Raw genomic sequence first — 21,659 nt, 5'->3', positions numbered from 1 at the left:
CTCTTTATACGTACTAACAAATAGTGGGTATTCTCCTATAGAATAGAAGATTCATATAGAGAAATAGTAGTAAATAGGAAAGAAGTAAAAAAGTAACATTTTATATGAAAATAACAAAAATAGATAGGAAAATATTGTAAACACTGTTACTCTATGAAATGTAATCATAATTTTGTCAAACAAAGTTATGTTCATAGCTAAAAGAAAACTAAAGGTTTGTGAAAGGAAGGGTATTATGAAAAAATGGGGTTATTTATTAATCGCTATCATGTTATTCGTGTTAACAGCATGTAATAGCACTGCAAAACCACAGTCAGGTGCGACATCGAAAAGCAGTGATTTGACGTTAGATGAGGTTTATAAAAATGCAATCGACCGACAAAATGAACTGAAAAGTCTTAGTGGATCAATTAAGATGGACCAAACAATCGGATTTGGAACTGGCGAAGAAAGTATTGAAATGACAACGAAAAGTGATTTAAAAATGGATATGGTAACAGATCCCGTTTCTATGTACATGGATGGAACAATGACGATGGGTGAGCCAACAACAGAAGGCGATGCATCAATGGGAATGGAAATGTATATGACGAAAGACGGAATGTACATGTTCGACTCTGAAGCGAACCAATGGGTGAAGCTACCATCTGAAGAGTTTGATGCGATGATGGGACAAACAGCGAATCAAGTAAATACATCTGAACAGCTGGAACAAATGAAATCGTTTATTAATGATTTTACATTTGAACAGTCGGATGATCAGTACATTCTTACATTAGATGCTGCTAGTGATAAGTTTACAGAGTACATGTTAGAGCAAATGCAAATTAATCAATCATTAGGACTTTCTGAAGAGGATACTCAAGTTCTTGAAAAAACGAAGGTTGATAGTTTAAATTATAAAATTGAAATTGATAAAGAAACGTTCGATATTACGACAATGGACATGAATGTCACTTTCACGATGGATTTAGAAGGTCAGCCAATGAAAATTACGACGGATATGGTTAGTCAATTTGATAATTTCAACGGAGTGGAAGAAATTAAAATTCCACAGGAAGTAATTGATAAAGCGATTGAAGTTCAATATTAATTTATTTGTAAGCTTAACTCGAATCGAGTTAAGCTTTTTTTATTAATTGTTCGATTTTTTCAAAAGTAAGAATGTAGATGGATTAAAGAAATCATTTTAATATAAATAACCGTTACAAAGTTTAAAATTTAACCTCTTATTTTTCAAGTTCGCAAGTTATCGTCATTGATTTTTCAACTTTTTCAACTTATAATGAAATACGTACTCGAGGTTGAGAATCATTTTCATTACATACTTGAGAATAAATAGAATATGGGGATAAAAATGAGACTGTGGATGTTAATTATCGCAGCGATCATCCTGTCGTTTATCTCGCTATTTATTGGCGCGATTGATATAAAGCCAACTGATTTACTTGACTGGCAATCAGAAGAAACACAAATTTTCTTAATCAGTCGTGTACCACGTCTAATGGCGATTATTTTAGCGGGGATAGGGATGAGTATCGCGGGCTTGATTATGCAAAGCTTAAGTCGAAACAAATTCGTTTCTCCAACGACAGCTGGAACATTAGATGCCGCTAAGTTAGGGATTCTCATTTCGATGCTGTTCTTTACAAATGTAACGTATACACAGCAAATTATTTTTAGCTTTGTATTTGCGTTAGTTGGAACTTTGCTATTCATGCAAATTTTAGATCGTATAAAGTTTAAAGATGTAATTTTTGTCCCTTTAATCGGGATTATGTATGGAAACATTTTATCTTCCATCACAACGTTTTTTGCTTATGAAGCGGATTTACTTCAAAATATTTCTTCTTGGTTAATGGGAAGCTTTACTTTAGTTATATCAGGACGTTATGAATTACTATATTTAAGTATACCAGCTGTGATTTTAGCCTATTTATATGCGAACAAATTCACTGTTGCAGGTATGGGTGAAGATTTCGCCAAAAACTTAGGTTTAAGTTATAAATTCGTACTAAATATTGGCTTAATTCTTGTGGCAATTATCGCTACAACAGTCGTACTAACAGTCGGAGTGATTCCATTCCTCGGATTAATTGTACCGAATATCGTCTCCCTTTATTTAGGGGACAATTTGCGGAAGACGATTCCGCATACAGCGGTTCTTGGTGTTGTTTTCCTATTAATCTGTGACATTTTAGGACGCGTCATAATATATCCATATGAAATACCGGTAAATGTTACGGTAGCGGTAATCGGCAGTGCGATCTTCTTAATTATGTTGTTTAGGGGGAGAGCATATGCGAAATAGTACTAAACTAATTATTTTAGCTGTTGTAGCAATTATTTGTATTTTGCTATACGGATTTTACGATATTAAAGGTGGTTTTGATTACGCATTCCCAAGACGTATGATGCGTGTCGGTGCAATGATCGTAACGGGGTTTGCTATTGCTTATTCGACGGTAGTATTCCAAACAATCACACATAACCGTATTTTAACTCCCTCTGTAATGGGTCTTGATTCTATGTATGAGGTTGTACAAACGCTCATATACTTTTTAGCTGGATCAATGTCTATTTGGGTGTTAAATCAATATTTAAATTTTGCGGTAGCGATAGGGGCAATGGTTCTATTTGCATTGTTTTTATATCGTTTCCTATTTCGAGCGGATAAACATCCGATTTATTTATTATTATTAATTGGGATGATTTTAGGAACATTGCTTGGAAGTCTTGTAACGTTCTTGCAAGTATTAATTGACCCAGTAGAATATTTAAGCCTACAAAATCGATTATTTGCAAGTTTCTCGAATATTAAAGTCGAGTTATTATATATTGCCATTGTAATATTATTAATTGCCTTCATATACGGATATCGTATTATGGGTCAGTTAGATGTTATGTCCCTTGGAAGGGAAAATGCGATAAACCTAGGAATAAATTATGACCGTTTAGTGATGAATGTATTGATTTTATCATCGGTACTCATTGCTACATCGACTGCTCTCGTCGGTCCAATTACGTTCTTTGGTTTAATCGTAGCGAATCTTTCTTATCAATTTTTAGTCACATATAAACATTCAATTCATATTTTAGGGGCCGGCTTAATGAGTGTCATCGCTTTAGTCGGTGGTCAATTTATCGTTGAACATGTGTTTGAAATGAGTACTACATTAAGTGTTATTATCAACTTTATTGGTGGTATTTACTTCATTTATTTATTACTAAAGGAAAGTAGGGCAGCAGGATGATTGAAATCAAAGGTTTAACTAAGAAGTTTGGTAACAAGCCTGTTGTAGAAGATGTTTCCGTAACGATTCAACCAGGTTCGATAACTTCCTTTATTGGTCCAAATGGTGCGGGTAAATCCACGTTACTATCAATGGTGAGCCGTTTATTAGATGCAGATACAGGGGAAGTATTACTCGATAAAAATGACGTAAAACAATGGAAATCTGTTGAATTTGCGAAGCGAGTATCCATTTTAAAACAAGCAAACTTTATCAATGTTCGTTTAACGGTACGCGAACTGATTTCGTTTGGTCGTTATCCTTATTCAAAAGGTCGTTTAACACCTGAGGATGAACAGTTTGTCGAACAAGCAATGGATTATATGAATTTAACGGATATGCAAGACAAGTTTTTAGATGAGCTTTCAGGGGGACAAAAACAAAGGGCTTTCATCGCGATGGTCATTGCCCAAGATACAGATTATGTTCTTTTAGACGAGCCTTTAAATAACTTGGATATGAAGCACTCCGTACAAATAATGAAGATCTTACGTAAGCTAGTGGATGAGCTAGGTAAAACAGTTGTCATCGTATTGCATGATATTAACTTTGCTTCAGTCTATTCAGATTATATTGTTGCATTAAAAAACGGTAAAGTTGTAAAAAGTGGTCCGACAAATGAAATCATTAATTCAGATGCTCTTCGTGAAATTTACGACATGAATATTCCGGTACAGGAACAAAATGGATGTCGTATTTGCGTATATTTTAACTCGCATTAGTTATCATAATGATTTAGAAAAGTATTTAATTTCTATGCTTTTCTAAATCATTTTTTAAAATAAAATTGGTTAAAATAACTAAAAAACTATTGACCTTTATTTTTGAAGTGCTATAATTTTCATTAGATTGATAATGATTATCATTATCGTTAATAAGAGATAGGAGAGAAAAGTTAAATGAAGAATTGGAAGTTATTGACAGTCATCTTGGCAAGTTTACTATTCGTACTTGCAGCATGTGGTTCTGACGATAAAAAAGAATCAGATACAAACTCTACTACAGGGGAGAAAACAACAACTGAAAATGCAGAGGGTCCTACATACCCAATGACAATTTCTCCAACTGTTGCAGAAAGCCAATCTGAAGAAGCAGGAACTATCGCTTATGAAGATGTAACTCTTGAAAAAATGCCTGAAAGAATGGTTGTATTCGATTACGGTTTCTTAGATACACTTGATGCACTTGGAGTAGAAGGAGTTGTTGGTGTTCCCAAAGATTCTACTCTTCCAGAACATTTATCAAAATATGCTAGTGATGAGTATGCAAACGTCGGTACTTTAAAAGCTCCATTATTGGAAGATATCGCAGAACTTGAACCAGATGTAATTTTCATCTCAGGTCGTCAATCTGCATTTTATGATCAATTAAAAGAAATTACACCTAATGTAATCTTTGTTGGTACATCTCAAGATGATTACTGGAATACATTTTTAGCATCTGTTGATGTTGCAGCAAAAATGTTTGGTAAAGAAGAAGAAGCAAAAGAAAAAATTGCTGAAATTGAAACGGCTATTGAAGATGTAAAAGCTTTAGCTGGAAAATTTGATACATCATTAGTTACAATGTATAACGAAGGTAATTTATCTGGTTTTGCTCAAAACTCTCGTTTTGGCTACATTTATGACATTTATGGATTTAAGCCTGTAACAGATAATATCGAATCTTCATCTCACGGTTCAAACTTTGGTTTTGAAGCAATTTTAGAATTCGATCCACAAGTATTATTCGTAATTGACCGTACTGCTGCAACAGGCGGAGACACTAACATCGAAGCAGATATGGAAAATGACATCATTAAACAAACAACTGCATATAAAGAAAATCGAATTGTTTATTTAGATGGCCCACTTTGGTACTTAAGCGGTGGCGGTTTAGAATCGGAACTTGCTAAAATCCAAGAAATTAAAGATGAATTAAAATAGTTTGTTAACCAATTGAAGCTGTCCTGATTGTAGGGCAGCTTTTTCTCTAGGGAGGTATGAGGATGTTTGTTCAAATGAAACGTTTTGTTGTTGCTGAAGGGAATGCCCAAAAAATTATTGACCGTTTTGGGGCTAAAAAAGATGGCCCATCCTTAATGGAACAACAACCTGGTTTTATCGGTAAAGAAGTGTTAGTGAAAAAATCCCGTCGTGGTGATGAAGAAGTCATCATTATGGTACGCTGGGAGTCTGAAGAAGCTTGGAAAGGCTGGGAAAAGAGTCCTGAACATATCGCTGGCCATAAAGCTAAAATAGGACAACCAAAGCCAGATTATATTATTGATTCATCCAACAGTTTATATTACGTACAATAAGCTTTTAAACCTCGGCAATCTGTCGAGGTTTTTTCTATTTTTCCATATCAACAATATGCTTGCATAGGGTAAGATGTAATTAAATATGTTAAGTAGTATAGTGATTTTACAAAGGTGGAGTAAACATTGAAGCCATGGAATTATATTTTAGCATTAGGTACATTTGTTATTTTTTTAAGTTTGTTAGTGAGTTTTGAATCAGATTTTATACAACAGCTTGATAAAACGCTAGCAGAAATTTTGGGTGGGAATCGATTTATTACTGCATTTCATTATATGGGGGATACATGGTTTGTTATAGTCATGGGATTATTATTACTTATCGTACTCTGGTTGAAGGAACGAAATTATCATGGAATGATCTTTGTATTATTAACGATAGCAGCTGGAAATGTACTAAACCAATTAGTGAAAAAATGGATTGAACGCCCTCGACCAGAAATAGTTGATCAATTGACCACTTATAGTTTTCCATCGGGACATGCTATGCTCTCAATACTTTATTTATTTACAATTGCTTATTTAGTAGCAGAATGGATTGGAAACAGTAAAAAAAGTCGAATTGTTTGGGTCATCGCGACTATTCTTTTCCTTCTTATTGGATTTTCCCGTATCGCAGAAAGTCGTCACTTCGGGTCCGACGTCATTGCAGGATGGAGTCTTGGATATACTTGGTTTGTCCTTTGTGTATTTTGGTATGAACAAAGAAAGAAGAAATTTAATAAGCTAAAAGATAACACCTAAAAAGGTGTTATTTTTTTGCATAAAAGTTTTCTTTGTGAATAATATGTAACCGAGGCGAAAAAAGTTTCACTAAGGAAACTTTTTGTGTATAATACAATTATAAAATGATAAGAGGAGACGACAAATTAAATGGATGGAAACGTGCTTTTAGCTTTAGGTTTAACACTTTTTGCTGGCTTAGCAACCGGATTGGGGGCATTAATTGCTTTCTTTACATCAAGAACAAATAAGAAATTCCTATCTGTTGCTTTAGGATTTTCTGCTGGTGTTATGATTTATGTCTCTTTAGTCGAAATATTTGTTAAAGCAAAAGATGCATTAACTGCTTCTTTAGGAGAGACCGAAGGATATTGGATGACGGTTATCGGTTTTTTTGGAGGAATGGTGTTTATTGCTTTAATAGACCGATTTATTCCGAAGAAAAATAATCCCCATGAAGTGAAAACAGTGGAAGATGTTCATGAAGCAGAATTAAACTCTAAAGTAATTGATGAACAAAAGTTAATGAAAATGGGAGTCTTTACTGCTTTAGCTATTGCTATTCATAACTTTCCTGAAGGAATTGCAACATTTATGTCAGCTATTCAAGATCCGAGTGTCGGGGTTGCAATTGCAATAGCTGTTGCGATACACAATATTCCGGAAGGTATAGCCGTTGCTGTCCCGATTTATTTTGCGACAGGAAATCGAAAAAAATCATTTAAATTGTCATTCCTTTCAGGGTTAGCAGAACCAATTGGGGCTGTTGTCGCTTATTTAATTTTAATGCCGTTTTTAACGGATACAATGTTTGGTATTATTTTTGCAGCAGTTGCAGGAATAATGGTGTTCATATCGTTAGATGAGTTGTTGCCAGCCGCAAAAAAATATGATGAAACCCATTTATCGATTTACGGTTTAGTTGCCGGTATGGCAGTCATGGCGCTAAGTTTGTTACTGTTAGCATAAAATAAAAGAATGCCCTAAAAGTTCGCCGAAAGCTTTTAGGGCATTCTTTTTAATTTTTAAGGAATGTTTTAGGAACTGATTGTTGCGTTTTCAGATGCAACTGTAAAACGTTGATTTTCGTGCTTCGGGTTTTCTAATTCATCTAAAACAGCTACAGCATAATCTGCATAGCTTACATAACTGATATGTTGGGAATTTAAAAGGAGATGGTCTTTGCCTAAAATGTAATGGCCAGTTCTCGGTCCGTCTGAGTCAAATAGAGCGGAGGGACTTAAAAACGTCCATTTTAGAGAGGATTGTTTCAATTCTTTTAAATGTCGTAACTGTTGGAAAGCGATTGTTTTATACTCTTCCGGGTAATCAGGAATATCGATTAGTCGTGTATTTTTTTCGTCGATGAATAAGCTTCCGGCTCCACCAACTACAAATAACTTTGTATCGCTACTTTCTAAAAGGGAGATGAGAAAACTGCCAATCTCAACATGTAAATGTTCTTCTCCATAGTCAGGAACAAAGGCATTTACAACGACATCAAATTGTATCAAATCCTTTCTAGTTAAATTGAATATTTCCTTTTCTATAATGTTAACATGTTGTTGGTTTTTTAATTTGTCTTTATTAGGTATAATCGCTGTAACATCATGATGCCTCATCCTTGCCTCGGTTAAAATATTGTTGCCGGCCTTTCCAGTTGCCCCAATAATGCCAATTTTCATTTCGATACTCCTTTCAATTGAAATTAAGTACATATAACGAAATGACTTCCCTCATTTTTGAGGTGTACGGAAGTTAGGGTATTTATGAACATCTTTTAGGTGAGTACTTCAAAATAGAAAAAGATGTCCAATAGTTCATATATATGAATAATTGGACATCTATATTAATGAGTTTTCTACTTAAGCAAGTACATCCTCAATAACTTCTGTTACTGAAATCCCATGATTATCTGCTTTTGTTAGTATAATTTCAAGAGAGGGGAACAGTTCTTTCATTTTGAAAATAAATGTTTCCCCCAAAGAGCTCGGTACGATGGAAATAACAGTTGGTCCTGCACCACTTAATGCAGTTCCATAAGCACCAGCTTCTTTTGCTGCATGCCGAATATCTTCAAAAAATGGAATTAACTTTGCACGGAATGGTTCATGGAATAAATCTGACTCCATATAATAACCAACCCGTTTATAATCCTTTGATATGAAAGATGCAGCTAGCATGTTTGCATTGGCACTCGCACGGACCGCATAGTGACGCTCGAACTGTTCTGGCAATACTCTACGAGCGTCGGATGTTTTTAATTCCACATTAGGTATAAATACGACAAAAGAGACATCTAAATCTTGGACATGAATCGTATCCACGTGACCTTCATCATCCATTGTAGAAATCGTTAAACCACCAAGTACGGATGCAGTAGCATTATCCGGATGCCCTTCAAATTGAGAAGTGATATTTAATTTATCTTGGGTGGATAAATTCAGCTGACAAACAAGATTTGCTAACTCGACTCCCGCAACAATCGCCGCTGCACTACTACCTAAGCCTCTTGCGAAAGGCAATTCACTTTTCATTTCAATGTGGCATGGAGGAAGTTCTTTATTAAAACGAGCAGCTGTTTCTGATGCAATTTCATAAATTAAATGTTCTTCAATGACGATATTTTGTGGAAGATGATCAGAAAGATGGATAATTTCCCACTTATCTGAAATGGACACTGTTAACTCTAAATATAAAGATAAACTAAGTCCTATGGAATCAAATCCAGGTCCTAAGTTAGCTGTGCTTCCAGGGACAGTGATTTGCCATTTTTTACTCATAAAATCTCCTCGATATACTGGCGAATTTCTTCCTCATTGTTTTGAAGGGATACTAAATGAACGTTAGAAACGTTCATTGCAGTATCTGGATCTTTTAATCCGTTACCTGTAAATATTGTAACAACCTTGCTACCTTTTTCAATCTTTCCGTTTTGAACCGATTTAATCACTCCGGCTAAAGAAGCGGCAGAACCAGGTTCAACAAATATCCCTTCAGTACTAGCGATTAATTGATAAGCTTCTAATATTTCATCATCCGTTACAGAATCGATTATTCCACCTGATTCATCACGAGCGGCTTCAGCTAATTTCCAACTTGCTGGATTACCGATGCGAATTGCTGTTGCCACCGTTTCTGGATTGGAGATAGGTTCTCCAGTGACAATCGCCGCGGCACCCTCTGCCTCAAAACCATACATTTTTGGCAATCCTGTATGTTTTGCCTCATTATATTCTTTAAAACCTTTCCAGTAAGCGGTAATATTACCGGCATTACCTACAGGTATACATAAATAATGTGGAGCTTGTCCTAAACTGTCTACAATTTCAAATGCAGCTGTTTTTTGGCCTTCAATACGATATGGGTTGACAGAGTTCACTAATTTTACAGGGGTCGTTTCACTTACTTGGCGAACAATGGCAAGTGCATCATCGAAATTCCCGTCGATTTCAATAATTTTTGCACCATACATACAAGCTTGTGCCAATTTACCAAGTGATACTTTTCCTTTAGGGATAACGACAATCGATTGAATTCCAGCGCGGGCAGCATAAGCGGATGCCGCAGCTGAAGTATTACCTGTTGAGGCACAAATAACACATTTTGCGCCTTCCTCAATTGCTTTCGCAACAGCGAAAACCATACCACGGTCTTTAAATGAACCAGTCGGGTTTGCCCCTTCGATTTTACCGTAAAGCTCAATCCCTAACTTTTTTGACAGATTTACTAAATGTATAAGTGGTGTATTCCCCTCATTTAAAGTTAGTGATGGTGTATTTTCGGTAACAGGTAAAAATGATTTATATTCTTCAATAAGACCTTTCCACATATCGAATTTGCTCCTTTTGTTCTCACTGAATGAACAGTTGTTTTTCTATAAGAGACATTTTAGCGCAATATGGATGTATATTTCAATAGAAAATGAGAAATTTACCTAAATGTAAATATTTCAAATTTATCTTGTAAGTCTATTGAAAAAAATGTATTGTTATAGTGTAAATTCAAATGTAAAGACAGGTGAAAACTAAGTGAGTAAAAATACAAATTCAGCACCAATCTCACGTAACAAATTGTTAGGAGTAGCTGGTGTAGGTTGGATGTTCGATGCAATGGACGTAGGGATATTATCGTTCGTTATAGCTGCCCTTGCAGCTGATTGGGGTTTGACTTCTTCACAAATGGGATGGATTGGAAGTATTAACTCCATCGGGATGGCAGTAGGGGCATTAATATTTGGTGTATTTGCTGACAAAGTAGGACGTAAGAAAATATTCATGTGGACGTTGATCATCTTCTCCGTTGCCAGCGGTCTCTCTGCTTTCACTACTACTTTTATCGCATTTATGTTATTAAGATTTTTTGTAGGGATGGGTCTTGGCGGTGAGCTACCAGTTGCCTCTACATTAGTTTCAGAGAGTGTGGAAGCAAAAGAAAGAGGTCGGGTCGTCGTTTTACTTGAAAGTTTTTGGGCGGCTGGCTGGCTGATTGCAGCAATTATATCTTATTTTGTTATTCCAGCTGAATTTTGGCCGATTGAAGGGTGGCGTGTAGCGTTAATCTTAACGGCTATTCCTGCGCTTTATGCCGTTTATATTCGCATGCATTTACCGGATTCTCCCCAATTTACTGCACGATTGGAAGCAAAAAGTCGTACAATACGGCAAAACATTGCAGGTGTTTGGGAAAAGAAGTATGCACGATCTACATTGATGCTATGGATTCTTTGGTTTACAGTCGTCTTTTCATATTATGGCATGTTCTTATGGCTACCAAGTGTCATGGTCGGAAAAGGTTTTGATTTAATATCGAGTTTTAAATATGTGCTCATTATGACAATCGCCCAATTGCCAGGTTATTTTACAGCTGCTTATTTCGTAGAAAAGTTCGGACGGAAATTTGTCCTTGTAACTTACTTGATAGGAACGGCAGCAAGTGCATATGTGTTCGGTAATGCGGAAACGGTGACAGTATTATTAATATCTGGAATTTTATTATCCTTCTTTAACTTAGGGGCATGGGGGGCTTTATACGCCTATACACCAGAACAATATCCTACGGTAATTAGAGGAACAGGAGCTGGTATGGCTGCAGCAGTTGGCCGTATTGGCGGTATTTTTGGTCCACTTTTAGTTGGCTATTTATTAAAGGCAGAATATGAGATTGGTTTTATCTTTGGAATTTTCTGTATCTCCATTTTAATAGGAGTTGCAGCGGTATTATTATTAGGTAAAGAAACAAAACAATTGGAATTAGAGTAACGAATAAAAAGACTGATTCAAAGGTTCATTTGAACTTTGAATCAGTTTTTTTGTTGTTGTTAAATATTGGTTAAGTTATTGTTATGTCATTTTATAAAAAGATTTGTTTCTTGGCATAGTCGAATTATAATCGGATTTGACAAATTTTCAACTTTTATCATTTAAAGTGTTGAAGTTTTTTCTGAAAAATCATTGTATTCAATCAATGTTAATGATAATCTATCAATTATCAAACTATTTTGTATACAAAATATAAAATAAAAGGAGGAAATGAAGCTAAAATGAGCTTTTGTGACGAAGTAAAAAAAAGGTTTATACGACTTTCTAGAGGACAGCGTAAAGTTGCTCAATTTGTAATTGATAATCCCAATATTATAGCAACTCATATAGCTTCAGATGTAGGGAAGCAAATTGGAATTAGCGAGTCGACCGTTATTCGGTTTTGTTATTCAATGGATTTATCAGGCTACCTAGAATTACAGGAAAAGATTAAAGAGGATCTGTTACAAGCCGAAGTAAAACTAGAATATGAACATCCTCTTATTTCAAAGAAACATGAACATTTTCTTAGTGAAGTAATGAATCGCGATATTAAAAGTATTTTAAATACGATTCATGTTATTGATGAAAAACAGTTTGAATATGCCATACGACTAATGCATGAATCAAACTATTTGTATGTGCTAGGATTTAGACAATCTTCACCTTCTGCTAGTTTTGTCACTTGTACGTTAAGTCATTATCGTAAACATGTGAAGCAAATCGAACATGATGTTGAAAACATTGTTCAACAAATTAGTACGATGGATGAAGAGTCTCTTTTGATTGTTATCGCATTGGACGGAATTTATGAAGATGATTTAACCATCATCCAATTAGCAAAAAATAAAAACGTAAAAGTCATTGCGATTACGAATACAAACCATTCTCCTATCATTGAACATGCAGATGTGCTATTTAAAGTAGGGGGACAAAAGCAGGAAACATCAGAAACCATTATGGCATCCCATTCTTTAATCCATGCATTGGTAGAAGGAATGGTTGCACAAAATAGAGGTCAATATACAAAGTACAATAAGAAGAATCAACAGGATTCCTCCTTAGGAAAGATAAATATGATGTAGTGAGAGTTAGAGCGTATTCGTAAATTGCGGGGGCATTTACGAATGCGCTTTGTTGCCTTATTTTCAAAGATAGAGTTTACACACCTTTACCCTTTCGAAATGGTGTCTATGTTCTATTTTTCTATTCTTGCCTAGGTATGATAAAATAAAATCGAATAAATATGAACATTGTAAATAGGAGGACTCATCTAATGGGTAAAGTATTAGTTTTCGGTCATAAAAATCCGGATACAGACACAATAACATCCGCTATAAGTTATGCTTATTTAAAACAGCAATTAGGTGTTGATGCAGAAGCAGTAAGACTTGGCGACGTTAACAATGAAACGAAGTTTGCTTTAGAAAAATTCGGTTTTGAAGCACCACGTTTAATTGGAAATGTAGCAAGCGAAGCAAAGGAAGTTATTTTAGTAGACCATAACGAACGCCAACAATCTGCTGATGGCATTGAAGAAGTAAAAGTAACAGAAGTAATTGATCACCACCGTATTGCAAACTTTGAAACTTCAGATCCTCTATACTATCGTGCAGAGCCAGTAGGATGTACGGCTACGATTTTAAATAAGATTTTTAAAGAAAATAATGTAGAAGTACCTTCTGATGTTGCAGGTTTAATGCTTTCTGCCATTATTTCGGATACTTTATTATTTAAATCTCCAACTTGCACAGAACAAGATGTACAAGCTGGTAAAGAATTAGCTGAAATAGCTGGTGTGAATTTAGATGAGTACGGTTTAGCAATGCTAAAAGCAGGAGCTGACCTTTCAGATAAATCGTTAGATGATCTATTATCACTAGACGCTAAAGAGTTTACTTTTGGTGAAGTGAAATCAGTTGTAGCTCAAGTAAATGCAGTTGATATTAATGACGTATTAAATCGTAAAGATGAGCTCGTAAGTTTATTAAATAAAAATATAGCTGACAATGGCTTAAACTTATTCTTCTTCGTTGTAACAGATATTTTAAACAATGATTCTACAGCGATTGTTGTAGGGGATGCTGCTGAAGCTGCAGCGAAAAGCTTCGGTAAAGAATTAGTAAATGATTTAGTAGAGTTACCTGGTGTTGTTTCCCGTAAAAAACAAATTGTTCCTGTCTTAACAGAAGGACTTTAAGAGTACCACCATAAATAAAACCTCGAAGAAGAATTTCTTCGAGGTTTTATTTTGCTTTATCAATTTTTAATGGATAGACAGCTGGACCTTCAATAACGTCTCCGTTTTTATCAAACCTGGAACCGTGACATGGACAATCCCATGTTTCATCCCCTTCATTCCATCGAGTTTTACATCCGAGATGGGTACATTTAGGGGCTTCCATTCGGGTTAAATATCCGCCAGCTAAATTTGTCGTAACAAACCCAATTATTTTTAATGCTCTTAATAAATTTTTGCCAAATTGACCTCTAGAAGGACTATAAAGATCCGCAGCTCTATGTCTTTCCTGCGCGATTAAGCTCGATATAATTTCTCCTGCAACGAGGGAATTGGATAAACCCCATTTTCGATAACCAGTTGCAATAAATATATTTGGCTCATCTTCAGTAATTTGACCGATATACGGAACTAAATCTGGCGTATCCGGATCTTGGGCACTCCAATAATATGGAGGATCGGATAAATGAAAAACTGATTTCATTTCCTCTTCTAATGTTTTGTAATACGATTTCGTATCTTTTTTTGTTCCCGCTTTATGACTACTTCCACCATAAATGAAGTAAGGTGTATTTGATACTAATGCAGTACGTATCGTACGGGAAGGGTTTTCCACGGATAAGTATTGTCCTGTTAGTAATTCGCTTGTTTTCGAAGCAAGTAAGTAGGAACGTTCGATTGATAATTTAGTTGTAACTAATCCTTTAATCGATTCAATTGGGTAGTGGGTACATAATAATAATTTTTTAAATGTAACGATATTTTCCTTTTCTGTTAACACATATTTTTGATCGAGAACAACTTTTGTAACACGTGTTTTGACATAGATAGATGCCCCTGCTTGTTGGGCCATGTTTACAAAATGATTTGCAAATTTTGTCGGATGTATTTGATACGTATCTGCCATTTTTAATGAAGATGTAATGGAAAAGGGCAGCTCGGTATTCGTTGTTTCAAGTCCGGGTATTTTCAATTTTTTATAGGCATCTAATTCATCTTGTATCGTTTGTTGTCCTTGATTTGTAGTAGCGTACAAATAAGAATCCGCTTTTTGAAACGTATCTTTTGACGCGTATTCAAGGGCATTATCAATTGCGGTTTTATTTGCGTTATAATAGGTTGCTACTTCATTTTCAGAAAAGGATTTTATTAATTTAGAATAGACGACTCCATGTTGTGGAGTTAGTTTTCCCGTAGAATGCCCCGTTGTTCCAATTGCTAAGGAAGGTTTTGCTTCTAGCAACACAACATTAAGCCCTCTTTTAGCAAGTAAATAGGCAGAATAAATCCCTGTTAGTCCGCCACCAACAATACAAACATCACAATCTAAAGAAGTGGATAATCCGGATAATTGATGTGATTCATTATCTTTTAACCAAAGAGAGTTTTGCATAAGTGCCCCCATTTTGCTTATTTTTTATAAGTATTCCGTAAATATCAATCCATTATTCAATGAGCAAATTAATTGTGGGGAAAATATTATATTCGTACAATGGGGAAAAAGGGGGATTCCACAATGAAAGTTGAAGTATGGTCAGATTATGTTTGCCCATTTTGTTATATTGGTAAACGTCAGCTAGAAAAATCAATCAAAGACTCAGGGTACGAAGGTCAAATAGAAGTAGAGTTAAAAAGCTTTTTATTAGATCCTACAACGCCAGTCGATTCAAACCAATCTATTTATACAGCATTAGCGAAAAAATATAATGTTTCCGAAGAGCAAGCAAAAAATATGACCAATAATATTGTAGAAAGAGCAAAAGATATTGGTTTACATTATAATTTTGACATTATGAAGGAGGCAAATACAAATGCCGCCCATCGTTTAGCGAAGTGGGCTGAAACTAAAGGCAAGGGTACTGAATTGAGCGAGCAACTTTTACAAGCTTACTTTTCAGAAGGTGCTGCCATTGGAAAAGGGGAAGTGTTATTAGATTTAGCCGAAAAGGTTGGTTTAAGCCGTTTAGAAGCTGAAGAAATTTTAAATAGTAACCAATTTGAAGAGGATGTTGAAAGGGACATAATGGAAGCACAAAGTCTAGGTGTGCGCGGAGTCCCATTCTTTGTCATTGACAATAAATATGGAATTTCAGGTGCCCAACCTCAAGAGTTATTCGATCAAACCATCTCTAAAGCTGCGAGTGAAGCTGGATTAAAGCCAAGGTTAAAAATGGTTGGAGATAGTGGCTCTATATGTGCTGATGGGCAATGTGATTTATAGTTGGTGATGTAAAAGAGAAATTCGGTCAAAAGTATGAGTGCTGTTTTATTGAAATAATATTTTATCTCCTTTAAGATGACATTATGTCTTGATTTCAAGATACATAATATTGAGATTAAAGGAGAGTTATATAAAATGACAAATGTCTTAGTAATTAAAGCAAACAATCGTCCAGACGGCGTTTCAACTAAAATGTTCGAAACTTATGTAGAAGAAGCGAAAAAGGTATCAGGTTTAAACGTTACGGTTTACGACGTATTTGAAGAAGATACACCTTACTTCGGACAAGAACTTTTCAACGCATTCGGTAAAGTTCAAAATGGGGAAGAGTTAACAGAACTAGAATCTCGTCTTCTAGCTGCAAAACAAAAGGCTATGGATGCAGTAACTGCTGCAGATGTAGTTGTACTTGCTTTCCCATTATGGAACTTAACAATTCCTGCTAAATTACAAACATTTATTGATTATGTATATGCTGCTGGATTCATGTTTAAATATAATTCAGAAGGCCAAATGGTTCAATTAATGACTGACAAAAAATATGTTGTATTAAACGCTCGTGGAGGTTACTACTCTGCTCCTGAAGCACAGCCGATGGAAATGTCAGCTAACTACATTAAAAATGTATTTAGTGGCGTAGCAGGTATGGAACTTCTAGACGAAGTGATTATTGAAGGTCACAACGCAGAACCAAACCGTGCACAAGAAATTATTGCTGAAGGTATGGAACGTGTTAAAGCTTCTGCACAAAAATTAGCTACAGTTACTGCATAATGTTTACAAACAAACCCGACCATAAAAAGTGGCCGGGTTTGTTTCATTATGAACGGTTTCGCTCGAAACTTTTTAATCTTGTTCCTTGGAAAGTAAGTAGTCCTATATCACCCTCTGCTAGTAAGCCATATTCTTTACCAGTGATTTTAAATTCCATACGATCGCCACTTTCAACTTCAAAAGTTGAATAATAACGGGTAAAAGAATGGTCACCTGTAACTTCCGTTCGTTTTGCAATGACTTGTGCAGGAACTGTTAAAACGGGTGCTGCATTATTATCAACATTTTGTTTAATATTCGAAGTTAATTGCCACAAAATAAGTCCAAATACGATGATAAAACAAGCAATAATAAAAAATGTCGTAAAACTAGCAAACATATCCCCTGTATACATTTTCATCCCCCTAACTTTCCTATTGTCGAAATGAATAGAATCATATGTTAAAACATAAAATCATGGAAGTGAGCGTTTTGTAAGGGTAACATATATCTTTTTGAGCAGTCGTCTCATATTAGAAAAAAATCTTATGTTTTATACGTTTGTATTTTTATAAAAGTTTCACCTGTTGTAATAATCATCGTACTTTAATTTGGAAATATTAGTTACTTTTCGTAAGTAAGTGTAAAATGTTATACTATATAGTAGAAAGCTCATAGATAAGTTCATCCAAAAAGCTAAATGATATAGATGATTTACTGTCGTAAAGGGAAGGTGAACAATCTTGAAAGAAACGACAATCTGTCCACGTTTATCGAAAGCAATGGAATTGTTAGGAAAACGTTGGACGACATTAATTTTATATCAATTATTAGACGGCTCCCAACGCTTTAACGAAATTGAATCTGCTCTTCCTGTAAGTGGCCGACTACTTTCCGAACGTTTAAAGGAATTGGAAAAAGAAGGATTAGTTGAACGGAAAGTATTTACAGATGTACCTGTCCGAGTGGAATATTCTCTTACAGATAAAGGGAGAGCGCTAGAAGGGGCAATCCGAGAAGTCGAGAAATGGTCACAAACTTGGATAAATTGATCTGATGTATTACTTGTCAAAAAGCTTTTGATTACCCATACTAATATAGAGTATGACGTTAGAAAGGACTTTGCTTTTATGACAATTCAACAATGGGCAAAAGATTTAGCTCAAATAGTTAATCCAAACAATATAAAACTTAATGAATCTTTAAAGAAATACACGATGACAAAATTAGGGGGCAATGCGGATGTATTTGTCCTACCTGAAACAGAAGATGAGGCAGCAGCAATTGTAAAATATGCTCATAATCATAATGTACCGATTTTAATGTTAGGAAATGGTTCTAACATGGTAGTACGTGATGGTGGTGTAAGAGGAATTGTTGTGTCTTTTACTAGATTAGATGAAATACGAGTGGATGGAAATCGAATTTATGCACAAAGTGGCGCTTTGATTAAAGAAGTTTCACGTATTGCGGCAACAAATAGTTTAACAGGTTTTGAATTTGCTTGTGGAATACCTGGCTCCGTTGGTGGAGCAATGGCGATGAATGCCGGTGCATACGGTGGAGAAATAAAAGACATTATTGTTGATTGTACCGTTTTAACAAAGGAAGGGGAGCGCATCGTTTTAAGTAAAGATGACTTAGAATTAGGATACCGTAAAAGTATTATTGCGCAAAAAGGATATTTTGTCCTATCTTCTAATTTCCAACTAGCAGAGGGCAATCAACAAGAAATAGACGAAAAAATTGCCGATTTAACCTTTAAACGAGAATCGAAGCAACCTTTAGAATATCCTTCAGCTGGAAGTGTATTTAAAAGACCACCTGGTTATTTTGCAGGGAAATTGATTCAAGATAGTGGACTACAAGGTAAAGGTGTAGGTGATGCAGAAGTATCAACAAAGCATGCTGGCTTTATTATTAATAAAGGTAATGCAACGGCAACTGATTACATTCAAACAATCCAAATGGTACAACGTGTCGTAAAAGAAAAGTTTGGGGTTGACCTTGAACTTGAAGTGAAAATCGTCGGTGAAGAAAGAACACAATAATGATTATGGGGCGCCTCTCTAACGATGGGCGCTTTCTTACATAGAGAGGGTTAAAAATGAAATTTATATCTTGGAATGTAAACGGAATACGTGCATGTGTAAAAAAGGGTTTCATGGATTATTTTAAAGAAATGGACGCAGACTTTTTCTGTATCCAAGAAACAAAATGTCAAGATGGACAAATTGATTTACCATTTGAAGGCTATTATCAATATTGGAACTATGCTGAGAAAAAAGGTTACTCTGGGACAGCGATTTTTACTAAGCATGAGCCCCTTTCAATTAAATATGGTGTAGGGGAGCAAGAAACAGAATCAGAAGGTCGTATTATTACGTTGGAATATGAAAAGTTTTATTTAGTAAATGTTTATACCCCAAATTCAAAGCGGGATTTAGCCCGTCTATCAGAACGCCTTGAATGGGAAGACAAATTACGAGATTACTTGAAACAACTCGATCGAATGAAACCGGTTATTTACTGTGGTGATTTAAATGTAGCCCATGAAGAAAAGGATTTAAAAAATGCAAAATCAAATGTAGGAAACTCTGGTTTTACCTTTGAAGAACGAGGGAAAATGACAGATTTACTTCAATCAGGCTTTACGGATTCTTATCGCCATTTTAACCCGGAACGGGATGATGCATTTACATGGTGGTCCTATATGAATAAAGTTCGTGAACGGAATATAGGTTGGAGAATTGATTATTTCATCGTTTCAAATAGACTAGTAGAAAATGTTCAAAATACAGAGATTCATGCCCATGTTTTAGGAAGTGATCATTGCCCAATTGTTTTGGAAATCGATTGGGAATAAAGTTGTTGTCATAACGTTCAGCAAGAATAGGGAAATGTGGGAAATTCCTATTAAGATAGTTGACAATCGAGAAACATCAGTTACTATTAATGAGTAATGTTTTGTTGCAATTTGTAAATAATAAGGGTGGGTTGAAGTAAGGTCTATGACAAAGCCGATATTAGTAAACGTCACAGAAGAAATTGTACAGGGCCTTGTTAGATTTTTATTACACGGTCCGGAATATCAAACTTTTTGTCATTGCGAATTTTGCCAAATGGATATTGCGGCCGACGTTTTAAATCATTTGCCAACAGTATATGTATCAACGAGCAGTGCTAGAGAAGAGGCGTTCCAATTATTAAAAACTCCTGAAGAAATGGAACGAATTAATAAACAAATTATATTATCGGTCCATAATGTTGGTAAAAGACCTCACCATAAAATGTAGCATGTCCAATTTGTCTAATAAGGCTTATTGGACATTTTTGGCTTATAAAGAGGGAAGAATTTATAGTAATTTCTATAATAAAACCGTCTATTATTGTTTTAAAGTTACCTTTTTAGATAGGTTGTAGTAAAATGAAACTGATATTTTGAAAGTGAGGAGACATGTTATGCCAACACCTAGTATGGAGGATCATATCGAGCAAATTTATTTGTTAATCGAAAGTAAAGGATATGCGAGGGTGTCTGACATAGCTGAAGCATTATCTGTTCTTCCTTCCTCAGTAACGAAAATGGTACAAAAACTAGATAAAGACGGTTATTTAGTATACGAAAAGTATAGAGGGCTTACACTAACAACGAAAGGTGAAAAGCTTGGAAAACGTTTAGTAAAAAGACATGAGTTACTGGAACAATTTTTACGACTAATTGGAGTAGATGAAGATCATATATATGAAGATGTGGAAGGGATTGAACACCATTTAAGCTGGAATTCAATCGACCGCATTGCAGATCTTGTACAACTATTAGATGAAGACAAACAATTAGTTAAAAGGCTAGAAGAAATGAAAGAATCATAAAAGCAATAAAAAGATTGAGGTATGTGGAAAGGAAAGTCGAAATTGAACGAATTAAAATCAGGTCAAGTTACGGAATTAACCGTACTAGAAGAGCAAGGTTCAAAATGGATATTAACGGATGGTCACCATGAAATTCCTTTAAATAGCTCTGAAGTACAAAGTCCTTTAAGCATTGGCGAACGTTTAAAAGTTTTCCTTTATGCAGATCGTCGAGGAAATTTACAGGCGACAACAGCGATTCCAGCTATTTTACAAGGTGAATACGGCTGGGCACGTGTCATTAAAGTTACAAAGGAAGGGGCCTTTGTCGATATTGGATCATCTAGAGAAGTTTTAGTAAAAGCAGAAGATTTACCTCTGATCGACGATGTATGGCCAGAAGTAGGTGACCATTTATTTTTAACCCTTCGTACAGATCGAAACGGAGATTTATTTGGTCGTTTAGTAACAGAAGAAAAAGTAAATGAGCTGTATGAAGGTGCATTTGATGAGCTGCATAATAAAAATATAAAAGCCCGCCCTTATCGTTTATTACCTGTAGGGTCATTTTTACTTGGAACAGAGACACCTTATCGAATTTTCGTACATAATTCGGAAATGGAAGCTGAACCAAGACTTGGACAAGAAGTCGAAGTGCGGGTTATAGCAGTAAAAGAAGATGGTTCTTTAAACGGTTCTCTGTTACCACGTAAACATGAGAGACTTGGAAAAGATGCAGAGAAAATTTACGAGTATTTACAAAGCGTTGGAGGGAAAATGCCCTTCGGAGATAAATCAACACCTGAAGAAATTACAGAAATGTTTCATATGAGTAAAGGAGCTTTTAAAAGAGCTCTTGGCTCCTTAATGAAAGCAGGAAAAGTAAAACAGCAGGACGGTTGGACAGAAATTATATAACGACAAAATATGCTGTGACGATACATATTGTCACAGCATATTTATTAAAAAAGCTATGCAT

General features: G+C 35.3%; 24 protein-coding genes. 19 read left to right on the top strand and 5 right to left on the bottom strand.

The window, feature by feature from the left end; genetic code table 11:
- Positions 1-235 precede the first annotated feature (235 nt).
- From H9636_RS07660 to zupT, 8 genes are all read left to right on the top strand, one after another.
- On the top strand, positions 236-1,093 hold the full coding sequence (locus H9636_RS07660) for a DUF6612 family protein (RefSeq protein ID WP_191707032.1): 858 nt from the start codon (positions 236-238) through the stop codon (positions 1,091-1,093).
- 264 nt (positions 1,094-1,357) lie between these two features.
- Positions 1,358-2,311, top strand: coding sequence for an ABC transporter permease (locus H9636_RS07655; RefSeq protein WP_191707031.1), 954 nt, complete (start codon positions 1,358-1,360; stop codon positions 2,309-2,311).
- Complete coding sequence (locus H9636_RS07650) at positions 2,301-3,254, top strand: iron chelate uptake ABC transporter family permease subunit (protein ID WP_191707030.1); 954 nt, start codon at positions 2,301-2,303, stop codon at positions 3,252-3,254. Before H9636_RS07655 ends, H9636_RS07650 begins: the two co-directional genes overlap by 11 nt.
- Complete coding sequence (locus tag H9636_RS07645) at positions 3,251-4,015, top strand: iron ABC transporter ATP-binding protein (RefSeq protein ID WP_191707029.1); 765 nt, start codon at positions 3,251-3,253, stop codon at positions 4,013-4,015. Before H9636_RS07650 ends, H9636_RS07645 begins: the two co-directional genes overlap by 4 nt.
- 177 nt (positions 4,016-4,192) lie before the next feature.
- The gene (locus H9636_RS07640) at positions 4,193-5,218 is read left to right on the top strand and encodes a siderophore ABC transporter substrate-binding protein (protein ID WP_191707028.1); all 1,026 of its coding nucleotides are present in this window, start codon (positions 4,193-4,195) and stop codon (positions 5,216-5,218) included.
- 62 nt (positions 5,219-5,280) lie between these two features.
- A complete protein-coding gene (locus H9636_RS07635) occupies positions 5,281-5,592 on the top strand; it encodes an antibiotic biosynthesis monooxygenase family protein (RefSeq protein WP_191707027.1) in 312 nt (103 codons plus the stop codon).
- A 126-nt stretch (positions 5,593-5,718) separates the two neighbouring features.
- Positions 5,719-6,336, top strand: a complete 618-nt coding sequence (locus H9636_RS07630) for a phosphatase PAP2 family protein (protein ID WP_191707026.1) — start codon at positions 5,719-5,721, stop codon at positions 6,334-6,336.
- Positions 6,337-6,465: 129 nt separating this feature from the next.
- Positions 6,466-7,284 carry a zinc transporter ZupT gene (zupT, locus tag H9636_RS07625; protein WP_191707025.1) on the top strand — a complete coding sequence of 273 codons (819 nt, stop codon included), beginning with the start codon at positions 6,466-6,468 and terminating at the stop codon, positions 7,282-7,284.
- A 68-nt stretch (positions 7,285-7,352) separates the two neighbouring features.
- On the opposite strand, the gene H9636_RS07620 is transcribed toward zupT, so the two are convergent.
- The 3 genes from H9636_RS07620 to thrC form a co-directional block, all read right to left on the bottom strand.
- Positions 7,353-8,000, bottom strand: a complete 648-nt coding sequence (locus tag H9636_RS07620) for an NAD(P)-dependent oxidoreductase (protein WP_191707024.1) — start codon at positions 7,998-8,000, stop codon at positions 7,353-7,355.
- Between the two features lie 180 nt (positions 8,001-8,180).
- Entirely contained in the window at positions 8,181-9,098 is a 918-nt protein-coding gene (gene thrB / locus H9636_RS07615; protein WP_191707023.1) for a homoserine kinase, read from the bottom strand.
- A complete protein-coding gene (gene thrC, locus H9636_RS07610) occupies positions 9,095-10,147 on the bottom strand; it encodes a threonine synthase (protein WP_191707022.1) in 1,053 nt (350 codons plus the stop codon). The genes thrB and thrC overlap by 4 nt, the downstream gene beginning before the upstream one ends.
- Positions 10,148-10,415: 268 nt before the next feature.
- Between thrC and H9636_RS07605 the strand changes: the two genes are divergently transcribed.
- The 3 genes from H9636_RS07605 to H9636_RS07595 all read left to right on the top strand — a co-directional run bounded on the left by H9636_RS07605 (position 10,416) and on the right by H9636_RS07595 (position 13,815).
- Positions 10,416-11,576, top strand: a complete 1,161-nt coding sequence (locus H9636_RS07605; RefSeq protein WP_191707081.1) for an MFS transporter — start codon at positions 10,416-10,418, stop codon at positions 11,574-11,576.
- A 281-nt stretch (positions 11,577-11,857) separates the two neighbouring features.
- The gene (locus tag H9636_RS07600) at positions 11,858-12,700 is read left to right on the top strand and encodes a MurR/RpiR family transcriptional regulator (RefSeq protein ID WP_191707021.1); all 843 of its coding nucleotides are present in this window, start codon (positions 11,858-11,860) and stop codon (positions 12,698-12,700) included.
- A 191-nt stretch (positions 12,701-12,891) separates the two neighbouring features.
- The gene (locus tag H9636_RS07595; protein ID WP_191707020.1) at positions 12,892-13,815 is read left to right on the top strand and encodes a manganese-dependent inorganic pyrophosphatase; all 924 of its coding nucleotides are present in this window, start codon (positions 12,892-12,894) and stop codon (positions 13,813-13,815) included.
- A gap of 46 nt (positions 13,816-13,861) precedes the next feature.
- On the opposite strand, the gene H9636_RS07590 is transcribed toward H9636_RS07595, so the two are convergent.
- Positions 13,862-15,247: an FAD-dependent oxidoreductase gene (locus H9636_RS07590; protein ID WP_191707019.1), complete on the bottom strand. Its 1,386-nt coding sequence runs from the start codon at positions 15,245-15,247 to the stop codon at positions 13,862-13,864.
- Positions 15,248-15,370: 123 nt separating this feature from the next.
- On the opposite strand from H9636_RS07590, the gene H9636_RS07585 reads away from it, so the two are divergent.
- Together H9636_RS07585 and H9636_RS07580 are read left to right on the top strand one after the other, a co-directional pair.
- Positions 15,371-16,075: a DsbA family oxidoreductase gene (locus tag H9636_RS07585; protein WP_191707018.1), complete on the top strand. Its 705-nt coding sequence runs from the start codon at positions 15,371-15,373 to the stop codon at positions 16,073-16,075.
- Positions 16,076-16,210: 135 nt separating this feature from the next.
- Complete coding sequence (locus H9636_RS07580; RefSeq protein ID WP_191707017.1) at positions 16,211-16,849, top strand: FMN-dependent NADH-azoreductase; 639 nt, start codon at positions 16,211-16,213, stop codon at positions 16,847-16,849.
- Between the two features lie 46 nt (positions 16,850-16,895).
- On the opposite strand, the gene H9636_RS07575 is transcribed toward H9636_RS07580, so the two are convergent.
- Complete coding sequence (locus H9636_RS07575; protein WP_225230133.1) at positions 16,896-17,243, bottom strand: DUF2500 domain-containing protein; 348 nt, start codon at positions 17,241-17,243, stop codon at positions 16,896-16,898.
- A 328-nt stretch (positions 17,244-17,571) separates the two neighbouring features.
- On the opposite strand from H9636_RS07575, the gene H9636_RS07570 reads away from it, so the two are divergent.
- The 6 genes from H9636_RS07570 to H9636_RS07545 all read left to right on the top strand — a co-directional run bounded on the left by H9636_RS07570 (position 17,572) and on the right by H9636_RS07545 (position 21,598).
- Positions 17,572-17,880, top strand: a complete 309-nt coding sequence (locus H9636_RS07570) for a winged helix-turn-helix transcriptional regulator (protein WP_191707016.1) — start codon at positions 17,572-17,574, stop codon at positions 17,878-17,880.
- A gap of 78 nt (positions 17,881-17,958) precedes the next feature.
- Positions 17,959-18,879 (top strand): UDP-N-acetylmuramate dehydrogenase, encoded by a 921-nt coding sequence (murB, locus tag H9636_RS07565; protein ID WP_191707015.1) that lies wholly within the window; start codon positions 17,959-17,961, stop codon positions 18,877-18,879.
- 56 nt (positions 18,880-18,935) lie between these two features.
- Positions 18,936-19,694 carry an exodeoxyribonuclease III gene (locus tag H9636_RS07560; RefSeq protein ID WP_191707014.1) on the top strand — a complete coding sequence of 253 codons (759 nt, stop codon included), beginning with the start codon at positions 18,936-18,938 and terminating at the stop codon, positions 19,692-19,694.
- Positions 19,695-19,839: 145 nt separating this feature from the next.
- Positions 19,840-20,124, top strand: a complete 285-nt coding sequence (locus H9636_RS07555; RefSeq protein WP_191707013.1) for a late competence development ComFB family protein — start codon at positions 19,840-19,842, stop codon at positions 20,122-20,124.
- A gap of 166 nt (positions 20,125-20,290) precedes the next feature.
- Complete coding sequence (gene mntR / locus H9636_RS07550) at positions 20,291-20,701, top strand: transcriptional regulator MntR (RefSeq protein WP_191707012.1); 411 nt, start codon at positions 20,291-20,293, stop codon at positions 20,699-20,701.
- Positions 20,702-20,743: 42 nt separating this feature from the next.
- Entirely contained in the window at positions 20,744-21,598 is an 855-nt protein-coding gene (locus tag H9636_RS07545) for a CvfB family protein (RefSeq protein ID WP_191707011.1), read from the top strand.
- The last annotated feature ends 61 nt before the right edge of the window (positions 21,599-21,659 follow it).

Source organism: Ureibacillus galli (genome assembly GCF_014836845.1).
In the GTDB taxonomy this organism is placed as follows: Bacteria; Bacillota; Bacilli; order Bacillales_A; family Planococcaceae; genus Ureibacillus; species Ureibacillus galli.
Note: the sequence above shows the minus strand (reverse complement) of the source record. Positions and strands in the feature narration are given on the sequence as shown.

Bases quoted from the DNA above. Each gene is read 5' to 3' on its own strand.
- H9636_RS07645 (WP_191707029.1), top strand. From the start codon at position 3,251: ATGATTGAAATCAAAGGTTTAACTAAGAAGTTTGGTAACAAGCCTGTT.
- thrB (WP_191707023.1), bottom strand. From the start codon at position 9,098: ATGAGTAAAAAATGGCAAATCACTGTCCCTGGAAGCACAGCTAACTTA.
- H9636_RS07640 (WP_191707028.1), top strand. From the start codon at position 4,193: ATGAAGAATTGGAAGTTATTGACAGTCATCTTGGCAAGTTTACTATTC.
- H9636_RS07660 (WP_191707032.1), top strand. From the start codon at position 236: ATGAAAAAATGGGGTTATTTATTAATCGCTATCATGTTATTCGTGTTA.
- murB (WP_191707015.1), top strand. From the start codon at position 17,959: ATGACAATTCAACAATGGGCAAAAGATTTAGCTCAAATAGTTAATCCA.
- H9636_RS07575 (WP_225230133.1), bottom strand. From the start codon at position 17,243: ATGTATACAGGGGATATGTTTGCTAGTTTTACGACATTTTTTATTATT.
- H9636_RS07605 (WP_191707081.1), top strand. From the start codon at position 10,416: ATGTTCGATGCAATGGACGTAGGGATATTATCGTTCGTTATAGCTGCC.
- zupT (WP_191707025.1), top strand. From the start codon at position 6,466: ATGGATGGAAACGTGCTTTTAGCTTTAGGTTTAACACTTTTTGCTGGC.
- H9636_RS07585 (WP_191707018.1), top strand. From the start codon at position 15,371: ATGAAAGTTGAAGTATGGTCAGATTATGTTTGCCCATTTTGTTATATT.
- mntR (WP_191707012.1), top strand. From the start codon at position 20,291: ATGCCAACACCTAGTATGGAGGATCATATCGAGCAAATTTATTTGTTA.
- H9636_RS07655 (WP_191707031.1), top strand. From the start codon at position 1,358: ATGAGACTGTGGATGTTAATTATCGCAGCGATCATCCTGTCGTTTATC.
- thrC (WP_191707022.1), bottom strand. From the start codon at position 10,147: ATGTGGAAAGGTCTTATTGAAGAATATAAATCATTTTTACCTGTTACC.
- H9636_RS07595 (WP_191707020.1), top strand. From the start codon at position 12,892: ATGGGTAAAGTATTAGTTTTCGGTCATAAAAATCCGGATACAGACACA.
- H9636_RS07635 (WP_191707027.1), top strand. From the start codon at position 5,281: ATGTTTGTTCAAATGAAACGTTTTGTTGTTGCTGAAGGGAATGCCCAA.
- H9636_RS07560 (WP_191707014.1), top strand. From the start codon at position 18,936: ATGAAATTTATATCTTGGAATGTAAACGGAATACGTGCATGTGTAAAA.
- H9636_RS07600 (WP_191707021.1), top strand. From the start codon at position 11,858: ATGAGCTTTTGTGACGAAGTAAAAAAAAGGTTTATACGACTTTCTAGA.
- H9636_RS07620 (WP_191707024.1), bottom strand. From the start codon at position 8,000: ATGAAAATTGGCATTATTGGGGCAACTGGAAAGGCCGGCAACAATATT.
- H9636_RS07590 (WP_191707019.1), bottom strand. From the start codon at position 15,247: ATGCAAAACTCTCTTTGGTTAAAAGATAATGAATCACATCAATTATCC.
- H9636_RS07555 (WP_191707013.1), top strand. From the start codon at position 19,840: ATGACAAAGCCGATATTAGTAAACGTCACAGAAGAAATTGTACAGGGC.
- H9636_RS07580 (WP_191707017.1), top strand. From the start codon at position 16,211: ATGACAAATGTCTTAGTAATTAAAGCAAACAATCGTCCAGACGGCGTT.
- H9636_RS07650 (WP_191707030.1), top strand. From the start codon at position 2,301: ATGCGAAATAGTACTAAACTAATTATTTTAGCTGTTGTAGCAATTATT.